General features: G+C 67.9%; 21 protein-coding genes and 1 pseudogene. 6 read left to right on the forward strand and 16 right to left on the reverse strand.

Annotation, left to right across the window (positions count from 1 at the left end; all coding sequences use genetic code 11):
* Window positions 1-20: 20 nt before the first annotated feature.
* Complete coding sequence (locus Q8O26_RS00590) at window positions 21-689, forward strand: TetR/AcrR family transcriptional regulator (RefSeq protein ID WP_305572443.1); 669 nt, start codon at window positions 21-23, stop codon at window positions 687-689.
* Window positions 690-698: 9 nt separating this feature from the next.
* Here the strand turns inward: Q8O26_RS00590 and Q8O26_RS00595 are convergent, their stop codons facing one another.
* The 4 genes from Q8O26_RS00595 to Q8O26_RS00610 all read right to left on the reverse strand — a co-directional run bounded on the left by Q8O26_RS00595 (window position 699) and on the right by Q8O26_RS00610 (window position 5,468).
* Entirely contained in the window at window positions 699-1,565 is an 867-nt protein-coding gene (locus Q8O26_RS00595; protein WP_305572444.1) for a sugar phosphate isomerase/epimerase, read from the reverse strand.
* Between the two features lie 158 nt (window positions 1,566-1,723).
* The gene (locus tag Q8O26_RS00600; protein ID WP_305572446.1) at window positions 1,724-2,908 is read right to left on the reverse strand and encodes a dihydrodipicolinate synthase family protein; all 1,185 of its coding nucleotides are present in this window, start codon (window positions 2,906-2,908) and stop codon (window positions 1,724-1,726) included.
* A gap of 14 nt (window positions 2,909-2,922) precedes the next feature.
* Entirely contained in the window at window positions 2,923-4,071 is a 1,149-nt protein-coding gene (locus Q8O26_RS00605) for a Gfo/Idh/MocA family protein (RefSeq protein ID WP_305572448.1), read from the reverse strand.
* Window positions 4,068-5,468, reverse strand: a complete 1,401-nt coding sequence (locus tag Q8O26_RS00610) for an enolase (RefSeq protein WP_305572450.1) — start codon at window positions 5,466-5,468, stop codon at window positions 4,068-4,070. Before Q8O26_RS00610 ends, Q8O26_RS00605 begins: the two co-directional genes overlap by 4 nt.
* A 246-nt stretch (window positions 5,469-5,714) precedes the next feature.
* Between Q8O26_RS00610 and Q8O26_RS00615 the strand changes: the two genes are divergently transcribed.
* The gene (locus Q8O26_RS00615; RefSeq protein ID WP_305572452.1) at window positions 5,715-6,638 is read left to right on the forward strand and encodes a metallophosphoesterase; all 924 of its coding nucleotides are present in this window, start codon (window positions 5,715-5,717) and stop codon (window positions 6,636-6,638) included.
* A 161-nt stretch (window positions 6,639-6,799) separates the two neighbouring features.
* Here the strand turns inward: Q8O26_RS00615 and Q8O26_RS00620 are convergent, their stop codons facing one another.
* A complete protein-coding gene (locus tag Q8O26_RS00620) occupies window positions 6,800-9,226 on the reverse strand; it encodes a methyl-accepting chemotaxis protein (RefSeq protein ID WP_305572454.1) in 2,427 nt (808 codons plus the stop codon).
* Between the two features lie 159 nt (window positions 9,227-9,385).
* On the opposite strand from Q8O26_RS00620, the gene Q8O26_RS00625 reads away from it, so the two are divergent.
* Both Q8O26_RS00625 and Q8O26_RS00630 read left to right on the forward strand, forming a co-directional pair.
* Window positions 9,386-10,261 (forward strand): GGDEF domain-containing protein, encoded by an 876-nt coding sequence (locus Q8O26_RS00625; protein WP_305572456.1) that lies wholly within the window; start codon window positions 9,386-9,388, stop codon window positions 10,259-10,261.
* Between the two features lie 69 nt (window positions 10,262-10,330).
* Complete coding sequence (locus tag Q8O26_RS00630; RefSeq protein WP_305572458.1) at window positions 10,331-11,572, forward strand: APC family permease; 1,242 nt, start codon at window positions 10,331-10,333, stop codon at window positions 11,570-11,572.
* A 12-nt stretch (window positions 11,573-11,584) separates the two neighbouring features.
* On the opposite strand, the gene fabI is transcribed toward Q8O26_RS00630, so the two are convergent.
* The 7 genes and pseudogenes from fabI to Q8O26_RS00665 form a co-directional block, all read right to left on the reverse strand.
* Window positions 11,585-12,385, reverse strand: a complete 801-nt coding sequence (gene fabI, locus Q8O26_RS00635) for an enoyl-ACP reductase FabI (RefSeq protein WP_305572535.1) — start codon at window positions 12,383-12,385, stop codon at window positions 11,585-11,587.
* A 66-nt stretch (window positions 12,386-12,451) separates the two neighbouring features.
* Window positions 12,452-12,880 (reverse strand): annotated as a pseudogene (locus Q8O26_RS00640) (MaoC/PaaZ C-terminal domain-containing protein); the annotation flags it as partial.
* A complete protein-coding gene (locus tag Q8O26_RS00645) occupies window positions 12,864-14,654 on the reverse strand; it encodes an alpha/beta hydrolase (RefSeq protein ID WP_305572460.1) in 1,791 nt (596 codons plus the stop codon). The pseudogene Q8O26_RS00640 and the gene Q8O26_RS00645, both read right to left, overlap by 17 nt.
* 221 nt (window positions 14,655-14,875) lie before the next feature.
* Window positions 14,876-15,163 carry a hypothetical protein gene (locus Q8O26_RS00650; RefSeq protein WP_305572462.1) on the reverse strand — a complete coding sequence of 96 codons (288 nt, stop codon included), beginning with the start codon at window positions 15,161-15,163 and terminating at the stop codon, window positions 14,876-14,878.
* A gap of 188 nt (window positions 15,164-15,351) precedes the next feature.
* Window positions 15,352-15,690 carry a hypothetical protein gene (locus Q8O26_RS00655; protein WP_305572464.1) on the reverse strand — a complete coding sequence of 113 codons (339 nt, stop codon included), beginning with the start codon at window positions 15,688-15,690 and terminating at the stop codon, window positions 15,352-15,354.
* Between the two features lie 346 nt (window positions 15,691-16,036).
* Entirely contained in the window at window positions 16,037-16,585 is a 549-nt protein-coding gene (locus tag Q8O26_RS00660; RefSeq protein WP_305572466.1) for a general stress protein, read from the reverse strand.
* Between the two features lie 18 nt (window positions 16,586-16,603).
* Window positions 16,604-16,981: a hypothetical protein gene (locus Q8O26_RS00665; protein WP_305572468.1), complete on the reverse strand. Its 378-nt coding sequence runs from the start codon at window positions 16,979-16,981 to the stop codon at window positions 16,604-16,606.
* Window positions 16,982-17,186: 205 nt separating this feature from the next.
* Between Q8O26_RS00665 and Q8O26_RS00670 the strand changes: the two genes are divergently transcribed.
* Together Q8O26_RS00670 and ppsR are read left to right on the forward strand one after the other, a co-directional pair.
* Window positions 17,187-17,582, forward strand: a complete 396-nt coding sequence (locus Q8O26_RS00670) for a VOC family protein (protein WP_305572470.1) — start codon at window positions 17,187-17,189, stop codon at window positions 17,580-17,582.
* Between the two features lie 329 nt (window positions 17,583-17,911).
* Window positions 17,912-19,273, forward strand: coding sequence for a transcriptional regulator PpsR (gene ppsR, locus Q8O26_RS00675; protein ID WP_305572473.1), 1,362 nt, complete (start codon window positions 17,912-17,914; stop codon window positions 19,271-19,273).
* A gap of 370 nt (window positions 19,274-19,643) precedes the next feature.
* Here ppsR and Q8O26_RS00680 read toward each other — a convergent pair whose 3' ends face one another.
* The 4 genes from Q8O26_RS00680 to Q8O26_RS00695 all read right to left on the reverse strand — a co-directional run bounded on the left by Q8O26_RS00680 (window position 19,644) and on the right by Q8O26_RS00695 (window position 23,475).
* Window positions 19,644-20,567, reverse strand: coding sequence for a dihydrodipicolinate synthase family protein (locus tag Q8O26_RS00680; RefSeq protein ID WP_305572475.1), 924 nt, complete (start codon window positions 20,565-20,567; stop codon window positions 19,644-19,646).
* A 106-nt stretch (window positions 20,568-20,673) separates the two neighbouring features.
* Complete coding sequence (locus Q8O26_RS00685; protein ID WP_371134408.1) at window positions 20,674-21,870, reverse strand: M20/M25/M40 family metallo-hydrolase; 1,197 nt, start codon at window positions 21,868-21,870, stop codon at window positions 20,674-20,676.
* Between the two features lie 109 nt (window positions 21,871-21,979).
* Entirely contained in the window at window positions 21,980-22,432 is a 453-nt protein-coding gene (locus Q8O26_RS00690) for a DUF3237 domain-containing protein (protein WP_305572477.1), read from the reverse strand.
* Between the two features lie 95 nt (window positions 22,433-22,527).
* A complete protein-coding gene (locus Q8O26_RS00695) occupies window positions 22,528-23,475 on the reverse strand; it encodes an NAD(P)/FAD-dependent oxidoreductase (RefSeq protein WP_305572479.1) in 948 nt (315 codons plus the stop codon).
* Window positions 23,476-23,493 lie beyond the last annotated feature (18 nt).

The raw sequence follows: 23,493 nt of genomic DNA on the forward strand, positions 1-23,493 counted from the left end.
AATCGGGCAAGGACCAGCGGATGCCCGACGGCAAGAGCGTGACGGACGACACGACCGAACCGGCGAAGCTGGTTCGCAAGCGCGACAGCGCCGGAACGCGTGCGCGCATCCTCAACGTCGCCACCCGCGAATTCGCCAACAAGGGCTACGAGGGGGCCAAGACCGACGATATCGCAGACCGTGCGCGCATCAACAAGCGCATGATCTACCACTATTTTTCGTCGAAGGAGCAGCTTTACCTCGCGGTTCTCGAAGCCGCCTATGACCGGGCACGTTCGGCCGAGCAGAAGCTGGAGCTCGAGCAGCTCGCGCCGCTCGAGGCCCTGACCCGGTTCACGGAATTCACCTTCGACAGTTTCGTCCGCGACCGCACCTTCATCAACCTGCTGGCCACCGAGAACCGCCAGCGCGCCAAGGTGCTGAAGAAATCCGCGCAGGTGAACACGATGAACTCGCCGGTGATCGATGCCATCGGCCGCATCATCGCCCGTGGTACTGCCGACGGCTCGATCCGGGGCGGCCTCGATGCCCGCCACCTCTGGGTGACGATCATCGGCATCTGCTATTTTTTCTTCTCCAACATCTACACCTTGTCGGTGATCTTCGACGCCGACATGGAGGATCCCGTCTCCATCGCCGCTCGGCGGGCACATGTGGTGGATTTCGTGCTCAGGGGCGTCAGGGCTTAGGGGCCGCCTTCACACCACGCTTCGGTGCCGCGCGATGCAGGTCTGCAGCACCTCGTCCATCGGACGCTGCCACCAGTCGAGCTCGGAGAAGATCTCGACCTCGGAGAAACCGGAAAAACCCTCGGCGTCGACCGCCGCCCGGATCTTCTTCAGTTCTATCACCCCGTCACCCATCATGCCGCGATCAGTGAGGAGGTCGCGGGTCGGCACCAGCCAGTCGCAGACATGGTAGGCGAGGAGCCGCTCCCGCCCTGCCCGGCGGATATCCCGGAAGAGATTGGGGTCCCACCAGATGTGATAGACGTCCGCCGCCACGCCGAGTGCACCGGTCTTTCCCGGGTCGAGCCGGTCGCAGATGTCGAGGGCCTGTTCGAGCGTGTTCACGCAGGCCCGGTCGGCGGCATACATCGGATGCAGCGGCTCGATGGCGAGCGGCATGCCAGCGGGCCTCGCGTATTCGAGCAACTCGCCGATGCCGTCCTCGACCTGGCGGCGCGCCGCACCGAGATCGTGCGAGACCCCCGAGCCCGGTCGCGAAAACTGCGGCAGGCCGCCCACCACCAGCACCAGGCAGACGGCGCCCAGCGCGGCGGCCTCGTCGACGGCACGGCGGTTGTCGTCGCGCGCCTCCTGCCGCCGTGCCGCATCGGCCGGGAACATGCCGCCACGGCAATAACCGGACAGCTTCAGGCCATGGGCCTTTACCGCCTTGACCGCGGCGTCGAGACCCACGGTCGCCACCTGGTCGCGCCAGGGCGCGATTGCCTGGATGCCATGGCGGGCGCAGGCCGCGATGATGGCGAGGAGGTCGCCCTGCTTCCTCACCGTGGCTGTATTGATGGAGAGGAGCGAATGGTCGGTGGAAAAGTCGCGCATGGGAGCGTCCGCGGGTCAGGCCGTGTTCCTCATCGCGTCATGCCCGGGCTCGTCCCGGGCATCCATGACTTGAACACGGCGCCAAAGGAATTCGTGGATGCCCGGCCCAAGGCCGGGCATGACGGCGAGACGGGCGGCGCCTCGTCTCGAAACGGCCCTCACGCCACGCCGCGCGTCGCCATCACCGCGGCCATCCGCGCCGCGGCCATGTCGGGGTCGCGGAATATCCCGGCCTGGTCGGCGAGGCGGAACAGCTCGGCGAGGTGCTGCGTCGAACGCGTGCTCTCCTGGCCGCCGACCATGGTGAAATGGTCCTGGTGGCCGTTGAGATAGGCGACGAAGACGACGCCGGTCTTGTAGAACCGCGTCGGCGCCTTGAAGATGTGCCGCGACAGCGGAACCGTCGGTGCGAAAATTTCGTGGAAGGTGGCGGTGTCGCCGTCCGCCAGCGCCGAGAGCGCCCCCGCCGCGGCGGGGGCGATGGCGTCGAAGATGCCGAGCAGGGCGTGGGAGAAGCCCTTCTCGTCGCCGGCGATCAGCTCCGCATAGTTGAAGTCGTCGCCGGTATACATCTTGATGCCGGGCGCCAGGCGCCGCCGCATTGCGACCTCCTTGTCCTTGTCGAGGAGGGAGATCTTGACGCCGTCCACCTTGGCGGCGTTGCGGTTGATCACGTCCACCGCGGTGTCCATGGCGGCGTCGAGATCGGGCGTACCCCAATAGCCGGACAGGGCGGGATCGAACATGTCGCCGAGCCAGTGGATGATCACCGGCTGTGCCGACTGCGACAGGATTCGGTCATAGACGCGACCGTAATCGTCGGGGCTCTTCGCGACGCGCGCGAGCGCCCGCGAGGCCATGAGGATGATCCTCCCGCCGAGCGCCTCGATGGCCTCGAACTGGGTCTCGTAGGCGCGGATGACGTCGTCGACCGAACGCGCCGCGGCGAGGTCGAGATGGTCGGTCCCCGCCCCCGAAAACACCACCGCCCCCGGCGTCGCCTTGGCCTGCCGCACCGAACGCCCGATCAGGTCGAGCGCTCCGGCCCAGTCGAGACCCATGCCGCGCTGGGCGGTGTCCATGGCTTCGGCGACGCCGAGGCCGAGGCCCCAGAGATAGTCGCGGTAGGCGATGGTGCGGTCCCAGTCGATGGCGTTGGTCAGCCAGGGATCATTGTCGGCGAGTGGATCGGCGACCATGTGGGTCGCCGCCAGCGCCACGCGGTTCAGCGGCCGGGTGATCTTGTCGGGGAAGTTCCTCGGCACCGAGAGCCGATAGGTCTCGATCCCGCGATCGACGGTCGGCAAGCGCACCGCGGCGGCTGTCTTCGGCTTGTCGAGCATGGTCGCCTCCCTCCTCAAACCGTCAGTTTCGGAACGTCGATCCAGCGACGCTCCTTCGAGCTCTGCAGCGCGCATTCGACCAGTTGCACGCCCTTGGCGCCTTCCATCAGCGTGTAGGAATAGGGTGCGTCCTCCACCACGTGGCGGATGAACATCTCCCACTGGGTCTTGAAGCCGTTGTCGTAGACCTGGTTGTCCGGCATCTTCTGCCAGGTCGAGCGGAAGTCGATGGTCTGTTTCTGATCCGGATTCCACACCGGGCGCGGCGTCGCGTTGCGCGGCTGGATCACGCAGTCATGGAGGCCGGCGACGGCCGAGCCGAGCGTCCCGTCGACATTGAAGGTGACGAGGTCGTCGCGATAGACGCGCGTCACCCAGCTCATGTTCATATGGGCGATGACGCCGCCGTCGAGCTCGAAGGTCGCATAGGCCGAGTCGTCGGCTGTCGCCTTGTAGGGCTTGCCGTTCTCGTCCCAACGCTCGGGAATGTGGGTGGCGCCGAGGCAGGAGACGGATTTCACCTCGCCGAAGAGGTTGTCCAGCACATAGCGCCAGTGGCAGACCATATCGAGGATCATGCCGCCGCCGTCCTCGCTGCGGTAGTTCCACGAGGGCCGCTGGGCCGCCTGCCAGTCGCCCTCGAAGACCCAGTAGCCGAACTCGCCTCGGACCGAGAGCATCTTGCCGAAGAAGCCGCTGTCGCGCAGCGACTTCAGCTTCATGAGGCCCGGCAGGAACAGCTTGTCCTGCACCGTGCCGTTCTTGACGCCCTTGTCGCGGGCGAGCCGCACGATCCTGAGGGCCTCCGGCAGGTTGGTCGAGATCGGCTTCTCGCAATAGATGTGCTTGCCGGCATGGATCGCCTGTTCCAGCAGGGTCGGGCGCATCTGCGTCGTCGCCGCGTCGAAGAAGATCTGGTTCTGCGGATCGGCGATCGCCGCATCGAGATCGGTCGACCAGCGCTCGACGCCGTTGGCCTTGGCGAGTTGCGCCACCTTGTCGGCGTTCCGCCCGATGAGGATCGGGTCGAGCTGGACGCGGCTGCCATCCGACATCAGCACGCCGCCCTGGGCGCGGATGGCGGCGACGGAGCGCACGAGGTGCTGGTTGGTGCCCATGCGGCCGGTCACGCCGTGCATCACGACACCGAGGGTCCTGGTCATGCGGGTTGTCCTTCTGGGGAGAGCATCGAAAGAGGCAGGAGAGACGAAAGGTCCGGCACGGCGCCCGAGGCGAAGCCCGGTCCGTCGAGGCCGGCGAGGTTGAGGTTGCCGCTGCCGACGGCGAGACGCACGCGGTCGGTGCGGGCATAGAGGCCGGGATGGGCCGCGAGGAAACCATCCGCCTCCGCCTCGGGCGCCGGTCCGAAACCATCGACATAATGATGGCCGTTGCGCTCGACGTGGGTCAGGCCGAGGGCGGCGACGAAAGCCGTGTCCTGCTGCACGGCGAGCCCCGGCTGGCAGGTCAGATCCTCCGCGGAGACGAGGTAGCGGGGCTCAACCGCCTCGCCGTTCCAGACCGCGACGCGCGCGGCATTGAGCAGCGCCTTGTAGAAGCCCTTGCAGCATTTCGACGACACGCCGCGGTAGCCGAGCGCCCGCGCGCGCGGGAAGGCGTCGTAGCTGTCGTCGGCCTCGTCGATGATGACGCCGCGGGCAGCGACCAAGGGGTCGAGCGCATTCTCGAAGGTGACCCGCCGGTCATAGGGCTGCTCGATGAAGAGAAGGCGGGAATTCAGGGTGCCGAGACGGGGCTCGGCATCCACCATCTCGAGAAGGGCGAGGAGATCGCCGGGCGCATATTGCTCGTTGGCGTCGACGGTCACGCGATAGTCCGCGCAACGCCGGTCCAGCAGCGCCGCGATCTCGACGAGCCGCCGGCAGTCGGCCTGCGGGTCGCCGCCGAGCTTGATCTTGAAGTAGCGGAGGGCTGCGGCATCGAGTTCACCGGCGAGGCTATCGGCCCCCTCGATCCGGTCCATCAGACCGACCGTGTGGCGCAAGGCGATGCTGCGGCCGGGCGAAAGCGCCGCCAGCCGCGCGTCGATCGCGGCCTGGTCGAGATCCGGCGTCAGCCGTGCGTCGAGCCCCACACCGTTGCCCGCCAGCACGGTGACGAAGCTCCGGCCCATGGCCTTCGACAGGCCGTCCAGCACGGCCTTGTCGATCTGCGCGACGCCGAATGCGGCGGAGAGCGGCGTGACGTCCGCCTCGCGGGCCCAGGCGAGCTGCCGCCCGTGGAGGTCGCCATGGAGGCCGAAGGCTGTATCGCGGCCGCGGAGGCTGCCCGCCTGGTCGACCGCATGGGCGAGGCTCGCCGCGAGGTCGCGAACCGTCTGGTCGGTCATGCGCTCGGGCCGCTTGTCGAACCATTTCGGCGGCATGAGCTCGGCCGTCATGCCGGTGGCCCGGCCATGGCCCTCGACCTCCAGGTCCACGGTGACGAAGGCCTGGTAGGCTCCCTCCACCGTCACGGCGCCGAAGCGGAACGGCCGGACGAACGGCGTCCAGCGCACAAAGGCGCGGAGGTCGTCGAGGCGGATGAAAGGTGCGCTCATCGCGCCCCCGATCCCGTCGTCACCCGGACCATGAGCTTCTCTCCCGGCGGCCCTCTGGTGGAGCCGTAATTCACTCACTGGTTACTTACAAAGAGGGGCAGGGCGAAGTCAAGCGGGGGCGCCGACCGAAACGCGCGCGGCCACCGGGCCGCGCCTGCGTAACGTTCCGACCCCGCAGGACGAAAACACCGCGAGCCGAACGGGGTCGTCACCCTGATCACACCGGATCGGCAGGAGAGAACCGCGATGACTGCCTCCGTTCGGTTGTCGCGGCAGATCGGAATTCTGATGATCGCCCCTGACAGCCTCGCCCTTTTGCCGACCGCCCCGCTCCTCGTCTTCGGCGGGCCCTATTCCAACCTCCAGGCGATGCAGGCTCTGCTCGCCGAAGCCGCCCGCCTCGGCATTTCCGGCGACAGGATCGTCTGCACCGGCGACATCGTCGCCTATGGCGCCGATCCCGCCGCCTGCTGTGACCTGGCGATGGCCAGCGGCATGCATGTGCTGATGGGCAATTGCGAGCAGAACCTTGCGGCCGGCAGTGCCGATTGCGGGTGCGGCTTCGACGAGGGGACGGAATGCGACCGCCTGTCGAGCGCCTGGTATGCCTATGCGGCCGGACAGATCTCGTCTGCCCACCAGCAGTTCATGGCTGCCTGTCCGCAGCGGATCACCATCGGCTTGCCGGATGGGCGTCGGCTCGCGGTGATCCACGGCGGCGCCTCGGACATCAGCCGCTTCCTGTTCGCTTCGACGGACGACGCGGTGCTGGCGGACGAGATCGCCGATACCGGCTGCGACGGCGTCATTGCCGGCCATTGCGGCATCCCTTTCGTCCGCGAAGTCGGGGCCGGCCTCTGGCTCAATGCCGGAGCCATCGGCATGCCGGCCCATGACGGCACCCCGCGCGTCTGGTTTTCCGTTCTGACGCTGGAGCCGGACGGACTGCGCGTGGACATCCGCCCTCTGTCCTATGATCAGGCGGGCGCCGCAGCGGCGATGCGCGCCGCGCGGCTCCCCGAGGGCTATGCCGCCGGACTGGAGACTGGTCTCTGGCCCTCGGAGGATGTCCTTCCCCCGGCCGAGAAGGCCAGCCGCGGCGTGCCGTTGCAGCCGGTCACGCATCTCTGGCGGGCGGAGGTTGCGACAAGACGGTCAGGCACCGGCTGAGCCGTACACGGTGCAGCCGGCGCTGCCTGTCCGGGGTCGAGGTCCTGCGACCTTTTCCGCCACCCTGCCGAACCGCTCGTCGAGAAGCATCTCGATGTTGCGGCAGCCGTGGGTGGCACGATCGCGCGATGGGTCGGGGGGCGGTGTCGCCTCCCTCAGGATCAGGCGGCCAGGACCGTCTCGATGCTGCGCGGCAGCTTGGCGAGCGGGGTGTCGAAGGCGATTCCGGTTCCGCCGTCATTGACCCAGATGACGCGGCCCTTGGCGGCAATGCCGTCCAGAACCAGCACGAGGGCGCTGCCCGGGGCAGCGTCGATCACCGCATCGAGCCGGGCGCCCTCACGGCTGATGTCGACGACCTCCACATCGAGCTGACGACCCTTGAGTTCGATCGTGCCGGGTTCACACAGGGTCGTGCGGCTGGTCCGGCGCCGTTCGGACAGGTCGGCGTTGACGCTGTCGAGGAAGCCCGCAACCGAATTCGCCAGGGCATCGGAGGCCTCCCCAAGCGACTGGGCCGTGTTCATGACACGAGTCACCTCCCCGGTGGTGTCGGAAGCCGACGAGGCGACACCTTCCACATTGGCCGTCACGATCTGGCTGCCGTCTGCGGCACGCGCCACGTTCTGGGCGATCTCGCGGGTCGCCGCATCCTGTTCCTCGACCGCGGCTGCAATGGCAGCGTTCAGGGACGAGATGTCGGCGATGCGGACCGCCATCGCGCCAATGGCACTGACCGCAGTATCGGTCGACGACTGGATGGCGAAGATCTGCGCGGCGATCTCGTCCGTGGCGCGCGCCGTCTGCGTGGCGAGGCTCTTCACCTCGCTCGCCACGACCGCGAAGCCGCGTCCTGCTTCGCCGGCACGGGCCGCCTCGATCGTGGCGTTGAGCGCCAGGAGGTTGGTCTGGTCGGCGATGCTGCGGATCAGTTCGACAACCCGGCCGATGGACTTGGCACCCTCGGCGAGGGTGGTCACGTCGTCATTGGTGGCGAGCGCCTGCTGGCGGACCTCGTTGACGATGGCGCTGGCCTTGTGGGCCTGGCCGGCGATCTCACGGATCGAGACGCCGAGTTCTTCGGAGGCGGCAGCGATCGTCTGGGTGTTGCCGTTGGCGTCCGTCGAGGCGGAGCTGGCTCGCGTGGCCTGATCGAGCGTCGTCGCGGCGACACGGGACAGGACCGCCGCGGCCGACCGCATGGACGTGGTGCCGTTCGACAGATTGGAGATGACGCCGGACACCTCGCCTTTGAACTGCTCGACCAGCATTTCCATATTGGTCCGGCGGGCCATGTCGCGATCGCGTTGGCGGCGCGCCTGCGCCTCCAGCCTCTCGCGGCGGATGGCGTTTTCGCGAAACACGCCGACGGCACGCGACATCAGGCCGATCTCGTCGCCGCGATCGAGCCCCACGAGGGAGATGTCGTGCTTGCCGCGGGCGAGAGCCCCCATGTCGGCCACCAGAGCGACGATCGGCCGGGTCAACGTCTGGGCGACGAGATAGCCGAGCACGCCGACAGCCAGAAGGACGAGCAGGGCGATGACGATCAGGTTCTGGCGAAGCGCGTTGACGGGCGCCAGGGCCTCGCTTTCGGCCTGCGTGGCCGTGACCGCCCAGCGCAGGTCGCCGAACTTGAACGGGACCGAAGCCACCAGGCTCGCCCCGTCCCGGTAGGTCATGTCGCCGCTGCCGGCCTGACCGCGCAGGGACTGGGTGATAACAGGCGCCTGGACGCTGGTCTTCAGGATGTCGCTGGAACCGGTCGCGGTGAAACGGGAATTGGACCTCATCAGCCCGTCCTGTCCAACGATGATCGCATCGCCGGTGGTGCCGAGACCATGGGGAGCGTTCATCACCGCGTTGATGCGGTCGACGGGCATCTGATAGGCGAAAACGCCGATCGTCTTGCCGTTCTCGTCGGTGATGGGCGTGGAAATGAACGAGGCGGGAACATTGTCGGACGGCGCATAGGCGCGGAAGTCGGTCACATGAACGGCACCGGCAGCCAGAGCGAGGCCGTTGCGGAAGGCGACGCCGAGATCGCTGTCGCGCCACTCGCCCGAAACGAGATTGGTCGCGTAATCACGCTCCTTGAACACGGAATAGACGAGGTTGCCCGCCGTGTCGAAGACGAAGACGTCGTAATAGCCGCGCTCGCGCTGGAGACGATGGAACCAGGGGTGCAGCCGGGCGTGGTTGCGGGAATAGGCAGAACCGTCGCCGGCATCGGCGAGTTCGTCCTTCTTGCCGGTCGGATGAGGATTGGCGTCGATGTAGAGCCGCTGCAGACTGGCCTCGGCGTTCGGACCCAGGTCGCGCCAGGACGAGGAAAAGCTGCGCACCGCATCGCGCGCCATGTCGCTCCCGGCAATGAGCAACGTGTCTTCGCGAATCGCGCTGAAATAGCTCTCGAGTGCCTTTTGGCGCTCGGTCGCCACTGCGACCATCGACTGCTGGATCATCGCGATCGAATTCGTGCGTGCCGCCATGAAAGACGATATGCCCATCACGGCTGCCGTCGTCATTGCAGCCGCGACGACCAGCGCGGGGATCTTGACGCTCATGCGTATGCTGGCCAAGGTCATGGGTCGGCACTCTCGATTGATCTCATCGCAATTTATCGATAGCGCTTAAATTTTTTGTAAATCGTGAGCCTAGATATTCCCTTGCGGCGTCAAGACCATCTAAAGTGACGTTAGGGCATTATTGTCGAAGTCCCCTCGCCGACGGATGTGACAAATTTGATGCCGAAGAAGATGGACGGCATATTGCTGGTGACGCTCGCCTGGCTGGTCAGGATCGGCCTGTTCCGCAGCGTCATCGCGGTCACGGCCGTGTCCATCGCCCTGTCGCTGGCGTTCACGGGCCTGCATCTGCAGGTCTTCCTGGCCGAACCGGTACCTTACGACCAATGGGTCTTTACAGCGATCGCCGTGCCGTCGATCGTCGCGCCGCTGGTCTCCTCGGCCGTCCTGTCTCTCGCCTACCGCCTCATAGCGGCGCAGACGGCCCTCGAACTTGCGGTGCGCACTGACCACCTGACCGGCATCGGCAATCGTCGGGCCTTCTTCGACCTCGCAGAGCGTGAGCTCGCGCGTTTCGTCCGCGGCGGGAAGTCCTTCAGCATCCTCATCGTCGACGTCGATCACTTCAAGACGCTGAACGACCGGCATGGCCATGCCGCGGGTGATGAGGCGCTCATTGCGATCGCGACGCTGTGCGCGTCCATCCTCCGACGCTCCGACCTGTTCTGCCGGTGGGGAGGCGAGGAGTTCATCGCCCTGCTCCCCGATACGGAAATGGGCGATGCCGTCAAGGTCGCCGAGAAACTCAGGACGGCGATGCACGGTCTGGTTCCGGCGAGCGGCCATGAATTGACCTGCAGCATCGGCGCCGCCACCAGTACGACAGGCCGGCACAAGCTCGACGAGATCATCCGGGAGGCCGATCGGCAACTCTATCTGGCAAAGGCCCAGGGCCGCGACCGGACGATGCCGCAGCCGCCCGGCCTGCCCGCCCACCCTATGGCGGCCCGAGGCCGGTCGGCGATCGAGGGGAATGCAACCAGCAGGCGCGGCGGACCGGATCCCGTCCTCGACGGTGGCCTCCCCTCCGTCTAGTGCCGGCTCCGCGGCGCGCTTGATCCGCAACAAAGCAGGCACGACGTGGATCTGGGAGGAGAGAGCGTCATGCACCCGCCCTCCCCCGCAACTCCGCCCGCCGGCAAGCTCGCGCGCGAGCTGACCCTCGCGCACGCTGTGCTCTACGGCCTCGGCATCACGATAGGCGCCGGCATCTACGTGCTGGTCGGCCTCGCGGCCGGCCGCAGCGGCATGCATGCGCCCCTCGCCTTTGTGCTGGCGGCACTGGTGATGGGCTTTTCGGCTGCCACCTTCGCCGAACTCGGCACCCGCATGCCGGTCGCGGCCAGCGAGGCGGCCTATGTCGAGGAAGCCTTCCGGCGGCGACGCCTCGCACTGGCTGTCGGCTTGCTCAGTGTCGCGACCTCGGTGGTCTCGGCGGCCACGATCAGTTCCGGCGCCGCCGGTTATATCGCCGTCTTCCTGCCTCTCCCCGGGCCTGTCCTGATCGCCGGAGCGATCCTCGTCATGGGCGCCATCGCCATGCGCTCCACGGTGCAGTCGGTCAGCTTCGCCGGAGTGATGACCATCGTCGAGGTGGCGGGGCTCGCCGTCATCGTGGCTGCCGGTATGACGCACCCAGACGTCGTCACGCGGCTGCCTGAAATGACCGCCGATCTCGGCAGCGGCCTCGTCTGGGCCGGCATCAGTTCGACGGCGCTGCTCGCCGTCTTCGCCTTCATCGGGTTCGAGCATCTCGTCAACATTTCCGAGGAGATGAAGGACCAGCGGCGGACCCTGCCGCGCGCCCTGTTCGCGACGCTGGGCCTGAGCGCGGTTCTCTATGCGCTGGTCGTCTGGATCGCGGTCGTCGCCGTGCCGCCGCAGGAACTGGCGGCCTCGGGCGCGCCGCTGGCGCTCGTCTTCGAGCGGCTGACCGGCTGGCCCTTCGCCGTCATGAGCGCGGTGGCGGTTGCGGCGACCCTCAACGGGGTGATCGTCAACATGATCATCATTGCCCGCGTCTTTTACGGGCTCGCCGACCGCGGACAATTGCCCGCGGCTCTCGCGCGCGTCCACCCCCGCAGCCAAGCCCCGGTGATGGCGACGGCGGTCGGTGTCGCCCTTATCCTGGTCCTGGCCCTCGCCATTCCGCTCGCCGGGCTCGCGGATCTCGCCTCCAAGGGCACGATCCTGATCTTCGTCATCGTCAATGTCGCGCTCGTCCGCATCAAGCTGCGCGAGGAGCGACCGCCGGAAGGCGTCTTCGTCTGCCCAATCTGGGTTCCGGTCTGCGGCGTCCTCGCCAATCTCGGTCTGCTCGCCGCCGATTTCGCCGCACGATCGTGACGAGGATCCGTCTCAGCCGAGGACGTGGCGTCCGCCGTCGACGGGGATGACCGTGCCGGTGATGCGGCGCGCCGCATCGCTGACGAGGAAGCGGGCGAGCGCGCCGACATCGGCGATGTCGGCCAGGTGGCGCTGCGGCGCGACGGCCGCCTCGCGCGCCATCAGTTCGTCGAAGCGGTCGATGCCGCTGGCTGCGCGGGTGCGGATCGGGCCCGGCGAGATCGCGTGGACACGAATGTCATGCGGACCGAGTTCGGCCGCGAGATAGCGGACGCTGCTCTCCAGCGCAGCCTTGACCGGTCCCATCAGATTGTAGTGCTCGACCACCCGCGACGACCCGTAGAAGGTCACGGTCAGGAGGGTGCCTCCCTCGCTCATCAGCGGCTCGGCGAGACGCGCCATGCGCAGAAAGGAATGGCAGGAAACGTCCATCGCGGTGGCGAAACCTGCGGCCGACGTATCGGTCAGCCGACCGTGAAGGTCCTCGCGCGGTGCATAGGCGATGGAATGGAGCACGAAGTCGAGGCGCCCCCATGCCTTCGCCACAGACGCGAAGGTCTCTTCCAGCTGGCCCGGCTCGCGCACGTCGCAGGGCAGGACGAGGCTGCACCCCAGTTGCTCGGCAAGGGGGCGCACATGCGGCTGCGCCTTGTCGTTCAGATAGGTGACGGCGAGCTCGGCGCCGGCCTGGCGCATGGCGCGGGCGCAGCCATAGGCGATCGACTGATCGTTGGCGATGCCGATGACGAGGCCCCGCTTGCCAGTGAGGTCCTGCGGGTCGGGACCGCCGTCATGGAGCGCGACGCTCGGCAGGGCGACGCGTGGCCGGACGACCTTTTCCGTCGGGGCCTTCACATGAGCGCGGCCCTCGACGACGGTCTCTCCGAACTGATTGGTCAACTGGCAGTCGAAGACGGCGACGACCTTGTCGGCGTGCTTCTCGACGAGCGTGACGCGTGCCGTCACCGCGTCGCCGAGCTTCACCGGACGCCGAAACTTCAGCTCCTGGCCGAGATAGATCGTGCCGGGGCCGGGCAGCACGGTGCCGAGAACGGCGGACACCAGGGCGCCGCCCCACATGCCGTGGGCGATGACCTCATGGAACATGTCGGTCTCGGCATAGGCCGGGTCGAGATGCGCCGGGTTCACATCCCCCGAGACGATGGCGAAAAGCGCGATATCACGCTGGGTCAGCACGCGCGACAGGCTGGCGGCGTCGCCGATTTCCAGTTCGTCGAAGGTGCGGTTTTCGATGAGGGCATGATCGGATACGGGCGGCATGGTCATGTTTTCAGCGGCCGAAGACATAGGTACCGGGAGCCGGCATCAGGGCTGGGTAGCCCTTGTCGGGCGCGCCGATGGCCGGCGGCGCGACGAGCGTCTCAGACCCGCGCTCGGCGAGCCAGCCGAACCATTCCGGCCACCAGGAGCCGGCACGCGGTTCATGGTGCGCAATCCAGGCATCCGGACTGACATAGGGCTCGCCGGGACGGCGCGTGGCGATGCGGTGCCGGCGGTTCCTGTGGCCCGGCTCCGAGACGATGCCGGCATTGTGGCCCCCGCTGGTCAGGACGAAGGTCGTCTCGGCATCGGTGAACAGCTGGATCTTGTACACCGAGCGCCAGGGCGCGATGTGATCGGTTTCGGTCCCGACGACGAAGAGCGGACAGCGGATGTCCTTAAGCGCCACGGTGGCGCCATCGACGGCGAAGCGGCCGGCGGTGAGGCGGTTCTCGAGGAAGAGGCCGCGCAGATATTCCGAGTGCATGCGATAGGGCAGGCGCGTCTGATCGGCATTCCAGGCGGTGAGATCGGATTCCAGCGCCTGTTCGCCCAGCCAGTAGGCCTTGATGGCCTGTGCCCAGACGAGGTCGTCGGAGCGCAGGGAGCGGAAGGCCGCTCCCATCTGGTCGGTCTGGAGCACGCCCTGCCCCCACATCAGGTCCTCGAGCGCGGTCACCTGGCTCTCGTCGATGAACATCATGAGCTCGCCGGCCTCGCTGAAATCCACCTGAGCGGCGAGAAGGGTGACGCTGGCGAAGGGCGACTTGCCCTCGCGGGCAGCGACGGCCGCAGCGATGGCGAGCATGGTCCCGCCGAGACAATAGCCGCAGGCATGCACGGGCGTGTCTGGCACGATGGCTTCGACGACCTGCAGCGCCTCGAGAAGGCCGCGGCGGCGATAGTCGTCGAAGACGTTGTCGCGGTCCTCGGCCGTCGGGTTCTTCCACGACATGACGAAGACAGTGTGGCCCTGCTGCACGAGATGGCGGATCAGCGACCGGTCGGGCGCGAGATCCAGGATGTAGTATTTCATGATCCAGGCCGGAACGATCAGGACGGGCTCGCGTCTGACCTCGGCGGTCGCAGGCGCATACTGGATCAGTTCCATCAACGCGTTGCGGTACACGACCGTGCCCGGCGTCGCGGCGGTGTCGATCCCCACGCGAATGGTTGCCGCGGCCGTCTCGCCCGAGGCGCTGCGCACAAGTTCATCCTTCAGTGCCTTCGCTCCGCGGACGAGGTTGGCGCCGTTCTCGACGCGGGTCTTGCGCAGGACCTCGGGGTTGGTGGCCGGCCAGTGGGCGGGCGATGCGATGGCCATGGCCTGGCGCATCATGAAGCCGACGCGGCGGGCATTGCCGGGCTGCATGCCGGGGACCGGCTCGGTGGACTTGGCGACGATCCGCTCGGCGGCGAGGAAGCCGTCGCGCCAGGCCCGGAAAGGCTGGTTCTGCCAACCGGGATCGACGAAGCGGTGATCGACAGGGCTGGCCTCGTCCGGGCCGCCGGCGACGACCGGCTGGCTGAGATTCGCCAGCTCGCGTGCAGCCTCCAGCGCGATCTCGATCCGCCGGCCGGGAGCGATGGTCATGTGCCAGGCCCAGTCGAGCCAGGCCGAAGCCATCGAATAGGCCGAGACGCCCCCGGACGCATGTGCCGCGAGCGCCCGGAGCGACTGGTCGAACGTCGCAAGCGCCGACAGGGCGGGAGGTCCAGTGGAGGCAGCGGCCGGCGGCACCGTGGCCGAAGGCAAGGATGGCGGGATGGCCGGTGCGGTGCCGCTCGTGGTCTCGGTCATGGTCGGGTTTTCCTCGGGTTGTCCGCGGCACTAGACCCGCCATGTGACAAACACATCGCGACCTGGTGGTCCGAGCCGCCGATCGGCGTCCCGGAGCCTTCGTGTTTGCGCCAGATCAATCATTTCAGGGACTTCGACCCCGCGAGAGGCGCTGGCGGCCCATCATCGCAACGTCATGGTCGCGGCAACATGCGAGGGCCGCGGAGCCCCAGTCAGCCGGTCTACCGGGCCCCCGGCGCCTTGTTGGGGCGGTCCATCAGATCGTCCCGGGGGCCGCCGGGCTGGCTTTCGACATAGTCGTCGCGACCGCCCTTGGCGACGATCTCCTCCCGGGCTGCCAACAGGTCGTGAAGGCGCCCTTCCTGCGTCGAGAGCATGTCCGCCAGACGCTCCTCCGTCGCGCTGCCGGCGGCGCTCGCAGCACGCTCGCTGATGTCCCTGAGGTCGGCGCGCAACCGCTCGATCATCTGGTCGATCTCGGCGAGGTGGTAGACTGAGGCGGAAGCCATGCAGGGAGCTTTGGGTCGGAGTTGCGCTGACAGTCGGTAACCCGTAGGCCCGGATATGGTTCCAAAACGGAGCGGCAGGACAGGACGGCGCGTCGGCGATCAAGGGCGTAACTTATGGCTGCGTTCACCCGCTGCGGGACGGCGAGGCTAGCTTCGCGAGGCCGGCGCGGCGGTTCGATCGGGACACGCTATTGTTTGGCGGGACGGCCGGAAACAGCCTCCGGCGGTCCGGCCGTCCCGGCGAGAGCCGGTTCGGGTGCCGGGAGCTTGGCCGGACTGATTCCAGGCTTGCGGCCGCGCCGCTGCGGCTTGTCACTCACCGGGCGCAGGAGGAGTTGCGGCATGGCGAAGGTCCTGTCGCCCAACCGGCAGAGCGCATCGCCGTTGCCCTCGTAGCCGACGACCTGCATCGGCGCGCCGCCCGAGCGGACCTGGACCCAATCGCCGGCATCGTAACGGCGATCCCGCATCGCGGGGGCGATCAAGGTCTTCGGCGGCGGGTCGCGCGGTTTTTGATTCAAGCTCATGGAAAGACGTCTGCCCTTCATCCGTGCCGGCTGAACTCACCCCGGAAGGTCCGGAACCCGGGGGCGTCGGAACCGCGTGGGGACCGCCGCCCGCCCCCTCCGTGACCCCGACGCGCCGCGTCGGCGCAATGTCTTGAAACGTCTCGCGGCAATCTCGTGGATGGCATCGGGCGCATCGGCCGTCACGAACCCCCCGGTTTCGCGGCAGCGTGCCTGGACAACTGTTCGGGCCCGTGGACGTTCCTAAACGCGATTCTCGCGTGCGACGGGGCGGCGGAGGCCCCGGTGCCACCCTGACCCGGAGGATGTCTTTGCCCCCGTGTCAGGATCGTCGGTCGCGGGGATGTCAGGACGCGCGGCCCTGCCAGCCTTCGCTCCGCCAGGTCTGCGAACGCTCGTTGACGTCATAGGCGCCCTCGTCGAGCAACTGGCGGATCCGGGCGGGATCGCCATTGCGAACGCGGACCGTCACGACGGTGCCGCCGCGGCGCAGGCCCTCGGCATAGCCATGCGCGTCGTCCTCGGACAGGCCGGAGCCCACGAGTGCACCGACGAGGCCGCCGGCAACGCCACCGGCGCCGGCACCGACGAGCGTCGCGGCGAGCCAGCCGGCTGCGACCACCGGGCCGAGGCCCGGAATGGCGAGGAGCCCCATGCCGGCGAGCAGACCTGCGGCACCACCTGCGACGGCGCCCATGGTGGCACCGGTGCCGGCACCAGTGCCTTCATCGGCCGCCTCGTTGTGTGAATAGTTCCGGTAGGACGACCGCTCCATCGTCGTGTCGTTCGACATGACGGACACATCGCGATCGGCGATGCCCTCTCGCCTCACCCGATCGATGGCGTTGGAGGCGGCGGCATAGGTGTCGAAGATTGCCGTGACTGATTGATCCATGAGTTTCTTCCTTGCTGTTCAGTGCGCCTGGATGTTGCCGCGGTAGTCGATGCCGATCTCGACGGCCCGGCCCTGCCACTGGCCGCGGCCGCGCCAGATCCCGTTGGCGTCCTTGGCCAGCCCGGTCATGGCGGTGATCCCGGCTTCGAGGAAGCGCTCGCTCGCCTGGCCTTCGGTGAAGCTGTTGGCGCCGTTCTCGAGGGGTGAGGCGTTGACGGTGCGCGCCGTGGTGGTGGCCGCCGGTGCCGTCGGGGCGGTGGTGCGGGGAGCCGTGGTCGGCGCAGTGCCGGAGGGGGGCGCCGTCGGCGTGGTTCCTGCGGGCGGGTTCGTCGTCTGGGCCAGCGCGCCGGTACTCACCAGCGCCAGGACGGCCACTGCGGATAGGATCGTCTTCATGTGTCATGCCTCCGTTGACAGTGAGGGCTCAACGGAGAGGGCTTGGGACAGGTTCCTAACCGCGGGGCCGGCTGAGGACGGGTCGACGACCGACAGGCGGCGGCGAGGCGAACGCCTTGGCCGGGCCTTGCGGCGGGCGCCGCCGGATGCTGCTCTCCCGTCGTTCCGAACCGCGACCCGACGCGCGATGCCCGAGGAGAGGCCCATGGCGAAGATGATCCACACGATGATCCGTGTGCTCGACGAGGCGCGATCCCTCGCCTTCTACCGGACGGCTTTCGGGCTTGAAGTGGCAGAAAGGCTCGACTTCGAGACCTTCACGCTGGTCTATCTCGCCAATCGCGAGACCGGGTTCGAGCTCGAACTCACTATCAACAAGGGCCGGACCGAGCCCTATCAGCGCGGCGACGGCTACGGTCATCTCGCCGTTTCGGTCGACGATTTGGATGGGGAACACATGCGGCTGACCGCCGCCGGCCTGGCGCCACGCAAGCTCGTCGACTTCGCCCCCGGCGGACAGGTGCTGGCCCGCTTCTTCTTCATCGCCGATCCCGACGGCTATGAGATCGAGGTGCTGCAGAGGTCCGGCCGCTATCTGTGACGCCGCCGAGTTGATAGAGAAGTTGACATCAGCCATAAGCCAGATGCGTCGCAGGTCACGGAATCGGTCGATCGGCGTTCTGGTTGGAGGAGCCACTTTCAACGGCAATTCTGAACGCTACGCCTTAGTTGGCGCCAATGCCTCTGCATCCGACGGCCGGGAAGCCCTTAAGATCGCGGAGGGTCTGGTGGGATTGGTGCCGCGATCCCACGCAGGCAATTGAACCGTGACCTTGACGCCCGCATTCCCGAAGCGAACGACCAACAGCGAAGCTTCTCATGTCAACGCCTGATCCCAACGCATTGGTCGGTCTTGATGGAAAGACGGCGATGGCTATCGCCTCGATCGTCGCAGATATCGTCCTCGTGGTCGACAGCGACGGTATCGTTCGCGACCTGCAGACCAGTACCGACACGGCGATCGCCGGCGACGCGCGGACCTGGATGGGGCAGCCGTGGATCGACACGATCGCCCCGGACAGCCGGCAAAAGGCCGCCGCCCTGCTGAGCGAGGCCACCAGGGGAGCCGCCTCGGCGCTGCGCGAGATCAATCACAAGGGTGCGGACCCGCAGGCGACCATTCCCATCCGCTACTCCGCCGCCAAGGGAAAATCCCCGGGCAACGTCGTGATCGTCGGCCGCGACCTCAGCGCCCTGTCCGGTCTGCAGCAGCAGCTGGTCAAGGCACAGCAGGCAATGGAACGCGACTACGTCAGGTTGCGGGCCGCGGAGACGCGCTACCGTGCCCTGTTCCAGATGACGAGCGAGCCCATCCTGATCGCCGAGATCACCTCGCGAAAGGTGGTCGAGGCCAATCCTGCGGCGCTCGAAGCCCTCGCGCCCTCCTCCGGGCGCCTCATCGGACGCGCGCTCGGCCAGTTGTTCGACGACAAGGGCGCAAGCGACATTGAGGCGCTGCTGTCGCGGTCGGCAGGCGGGCAGACCTCCGTCACCGTGCGCGTCGCCAGCGCCGCCAACGGGCGCCATTTCGACGCGACCGCATCGCTGTTCCGCAACGATGGCACGACCCTCGTCCTGGTGCGCCTGATCGCGCTCGAAGAGGCCGGCAGCAAGGCACAGTCTTCCGGTTCGACGCGCTATCTCGACCTGATCGAGAAACTGCCCGACGGTTTCGTCGTCACCGACCTGGAAGGCAATGTCGTGGAGGCCAATCCGGCCTTCCTCGAAGTCGTCCAGCTCGCCACGATCGACCAGGCCCGCGGCCACCAGCTGGGCGAGTGGCTCGGGCGGATGGGGATCGACTTTCCGACCCTGACCTCGACGCTGCGCGACTTCGGGTCGGTGCGCAACTTCTCGACCATCATACGCGGCGCCTTCGGTGTCACCGAGACGGTGGAAGTCTCGGCGGTCCTGGTCGAAGCCTCGGATTTCCCCTGCTACGGCTTCGTCATTCGTTCCACGGCGAGGCCCGCACCCGCGGCGAGCGGCAAGAACCAGCTGCTGCCGCGGTCGGTGGACCAGTTCACTGAACTCGTCGGGCGCGTCTCGCTGAAGGAACTCGTGCGCGAGACGACCGATATCATCGAGAGGCTGTGCATCGAGGCCGCGCTCGAAATGACCCACGACAACCGCGCCACAGCGGCGGAACTCCTCGGCCTGAGCCGCCAGAGTCTCTATCTCAAGATGCGTCGCTTCGGGATCATGGACGATCCGACTCTCGATTCCGATTGACATTTTTTAATGTAAAGAAAAATTGACACTTCGGCGAGGCGATCCTACGCTGCCGGAATGAACAATCCGGGTGCGCCTGACGTTCTCGCCCTGTCCAAGCCCATCGCCTGGTGGCCGGCGATCGGCCGCCCTTGGTCTCGTCCTTGTCGACGGCTATGTCCCTACCCTGCTGTTGGTGGTGTCTGGCGGTGTTGTCTCCACCATCGCCACGCTTCTCGGCGTCACCGCACCAGGCGTGCATGCGCGCTCCCGGACCACGCGCGGCCGCGCGGCCCGCCTCTCCCCGCGATCGACTATGCGCGCATACCGATGCCGTCGTCCTGGCGCAGCACCGGCACGCCCTATACGGCCTGACGGAACCGCTTGGTGCTCACCGGCCCCAGGTGAGCACCATCGCTCCCCGCTCGCGTGCGAGTTCGATCAGCCCCTCCTGCGCCGCCGGATGCGGCAGAGCGAGGGGGTGGCGGAGCGCGGCGGATGCGATGACGCCACCCTCCTGCATCAGGATCTTGGCGGCGGCGAGCCCGCATTGCCGGTTCTCGTAATTGATCAGCGGCAGCCAGCGCTCATAGGCGGCCTTGGCCGCGGCGCGGTCTCCGGCGAGATAGGGGTCGATGATGGTGCGGATCCCGTCGGGATAACCGCCCCCCGTCATCGAGCCGGTGGCGCCGGCATCGAGATCGGCCATCAGCGTGATCGCCTCCTCGCCGTCCCATGGGCCCTCGATGGCGTCGCCGCCGAGTTCGAGGAGCGTCCGCAGCTTGGCGGCGGCCTGGGCCACCTCGATCTTGAAATAGGCGACGTTCTCGATCTCGCGCGCCAGTTTCGCCAGGAAGGCGGGCGACAGCGGCGTGCCGGCGACCGGCGCATCCTGGATCATGATCGGGATGGAGATCGCGTTGGACACGGTGCGGAAGAACGCCTCGATGGCCGGCTCGCCGACGCGGAATGTCGCGCCGTGATAGGGCGGCATGATCATCACCATGGCGGCGCCGAGATCCTGTGCCCGCCGCGAACGCTCGGCGCAGATGTGGCTGGCGAAATGCGTCGTCGTGACGATGACCGGCACGCGCCCGGCCACATGAGCGAGCACGGCCTGCATCACCGTCTCGCGCTCATCGTCGGTCAGGACGAACTGCTCGGAGAAATTGGCGAGGATGCACAGGCCCTGCGAGCCAGCATCGATCATGAAATCGACGCAGCGGCGCTGACCGTCGAGGTCGAGCGTCCCGTCGGCGTGGAAGATGGTGGGCACGACGGGAAAGACGCCGCGATAGGGGCGCGGATGGGGCATGGACGGTCTCCCTCACGGCCGCGCATCCGGCGGCTCTGTTGTGGTTGTGGCGGGCCCGCCGGCAAGGCCGGCAGCGCCCTTCTCGTCAAGACGCCGATCGTTCTTGCTAGCGCGCGGTGGCCAGCGCGACGGCCAGCCGGCAGGCGTTCTGGAAGGCGGGGATGTCGACCCATTCGTCGACGGTATGGGCCTCGTTCTGCCCGGCGCCGAAGGTCACGGTCTGGATGCCGTGCAGCGTCAGGTAATTGGCGTCGAGGCCGCCGTTGACGAGGCGCGGATTGGGGGTGAGGCCGATGGCCTCGACCGCCTGGATGCCGCGCTGCACGACGGGCGCATTCCGGTCGATGGCGAAGGAATGGTACTTGCGCTGGCGCTTGAAGACGACGCGGCCGGTCTTGCCCTCGCTGCTGATGAGGGTCGCGGCAGCCTTGTGGAAGGCGGCCTCGAAGGCATCGGTGATGGCGTCGACGAAGGCCATGTCGTGGCTGCGGCTCTCGCCCTCGACATAGCAATAGTCGGTGACGACATTGGTGGCGTCGCCGGCGCCGCGGCCGTCGCGGCCGGCGACGGTGCCGACATTGCTGGTGCCGGTCTTGTCGCCCTTGACGACCTTGCCGAACCAGCCGCCGGCCTGGGCATCGGCGAGCGCCATGGCGGCGATCATGCTGGCGGAGATGCCGCGCTCGGGCGCGACCCCGGCATGCGAGGCGCGGCCGAAGATCTCCACCGACCAGCCGTCGCCTCCGACCGCGCCGGTGACGACGTCGGCCGGGCGCGAACCGTCATAGTTGAAGCCCATGGCCACGGGGCCGACCATGTCGAGATCGATGTAACGGGCGCCCCACAGGCCGCTCTCCTCGCGGACGCAGAAGACCAGCACCAGCGGCGGATGGTCGAGGTTCTGCCGGGCGAGTTCGGCCGCCAGCGAGACGAGCACGGCGCAGCCGGTGCGGTTGTCGCCGCCGAGCGCGGTGTCGCCGCCGGAGACGATCCTGTCGCCGACGATGCGCGCCTTGGCGCCGGCGCAGAGCGGCACCGTGTCGAGATGGGTCGAGAACAGGAGGGGCTCGCCGTTGCTGAGGCTGCCCCGGCCCGGGATCTTGACGATGAGGTTGCCCGTCTCGGTGGGCACGGGAATGCGCGTGTTGGCATCGTCATAGGCGATGGCCTCGGCCGGCACGCCGGCCTCCACCAGCGCCCGGGCGACATCCTCGGCAATGGCCTTTTCCTGGCCGGTCACGCCCTCGACGGCGAGGAAGCGCATCAGGCGGTCGAGCGCGGCTTGGGAATCGTGGGTGATCATGTCGGTCTGGCCTGCCGTGGAATGGAGCGGGCATCATGCCGATCGCCGCGCCGAGGAACAGTGCGCCAGCGGCAAGGCCGCCCTGCCGGCGCCGCGGGAGGGGCGCCCGTCAGGTCACCTCATAGACGTCGAGGACGACGCGATCGGGGTGCCGCGTCCCCGCGCAGAGGAAGAGCGAGCGCATCAGCCAGGCATGTTCGGGCGCCGTCGCCTCGAAGCGCGGCACGGTGCGGAAATAGATCTGCGCCGCATCCACCGGCTCGCCACGCCGCAGCCGGGCGATCAGGTCGGGCGGTCCGCGGCGGATGCCGGTGTTCTCGACATAGATGCGCGCCCCGTTCGGGGTCTCGATGACATAGCGCGCATGGATCTCGGCGAGGCCGGCATCGCGGACCAGCTGGTAGTCGGTGCCGCCCGGCAGGATGATCCCCGACAGGCGTGGCCCCGCGACCGTGCCGCCGGTGATCGGTATGAGGCGGCGCTCGCCGAGGGGTGTCGGCCCGACCTCGATCGCGGGCTCCACCGCGGCGGTGATCGTGAATGCCCGTTCCAGTCCGGCCATGATGATCAGCGTCTCCTTGCCCGCTGCCGGTTGACGGGCAATGGACCGGAAGCATCCGGTGCCGGGGCCTGCGGGTCAACGGCCCGCCGCGGCGCTCACACCTCCATCGCCACGATGGCGGCACCGAGCTGGTCGCCACTGTCGAAGGCCGCCTCGACCCGCGCGCCGATGCACCCGTCGCCGCAGGCGCCGATGCGGTGCGCCGCCTCCCACAGGAAGGGCTCGCCCAGGGCCTCCTCGACGAGGGCGTAGCGCCAGCGTTGGGCGACGGCATGGACGGGCTCGGCGGTGGTGCCGGTGAGGGCGCGGAAGGCCTGGAGCAGCAGGACGGCGATCGCCTCCGGCGGCATCTCCAGATGGGCCCTGGACCAGTCCGGCGTCGCGTGGACGACGAGGGTTTCCCACCCGGCGGGGCGGCCGGGCTTGGTGTCGTCGCGGGCGATCCAGCCGATGGCTACGTCGCCGACGGGGCGCAGGCTCGCGCCCATCTCAACCGATCCCGCCGCGAAGGCCAGCATCAGTGCACAGCAGGGTGCATAGCGGACGCGGGCGAGGCCCGGCCAGTCGATGCCGGCGCTCGTCGCCAGCGGCACGGCCTGCGGCGCCGGCACGGCAATGACGACGCCGTCGAAGGCGCCGTTGCCGTCGACGGTCGCCGACCCTTCCGCCGTCGACAGGGTCCAGCCCTGCGGGCCGCGGCGCAGCGCCGTGATCTCCTGGTTGCCGACCAGGGTCAGGCCGGCCGCGAGACCCTTGGCGAAAGAGCTCATGCCGGGGGTGCCGACATAGCCCTGTTCTCCCCAGAACGCCGCCTGCCCGCTCGCCACCAGTGCGGCGACGGCGTCGGAGAAGGCCGCGCCCCGGGCGGTGAAGAACTGGGCGCCGTGGTCGAACTGGAAATCCCCGGCGCGGCGCGTCGCCATGCGTCCACCGATGCCGCGACTCTTGTCGAGGACGGTGACGCGGTAGCCCGCCGCGACGAGGCGGCGCGCGGCGGCAATCCCTGCGATCCCCGCCCCGACGACCGCCCAATGCTTCTGCATGTCCGAAACCCCGGTTTC

The organism is Phreatobacter sp. (assembly GCF_030691135.1).
Taxonomy (GTDB): Bacteria; Pseudomonadota; Alphaproteobacteria; order Rhizobiales; family Phreatobacteraceae; genus Phreatobacter.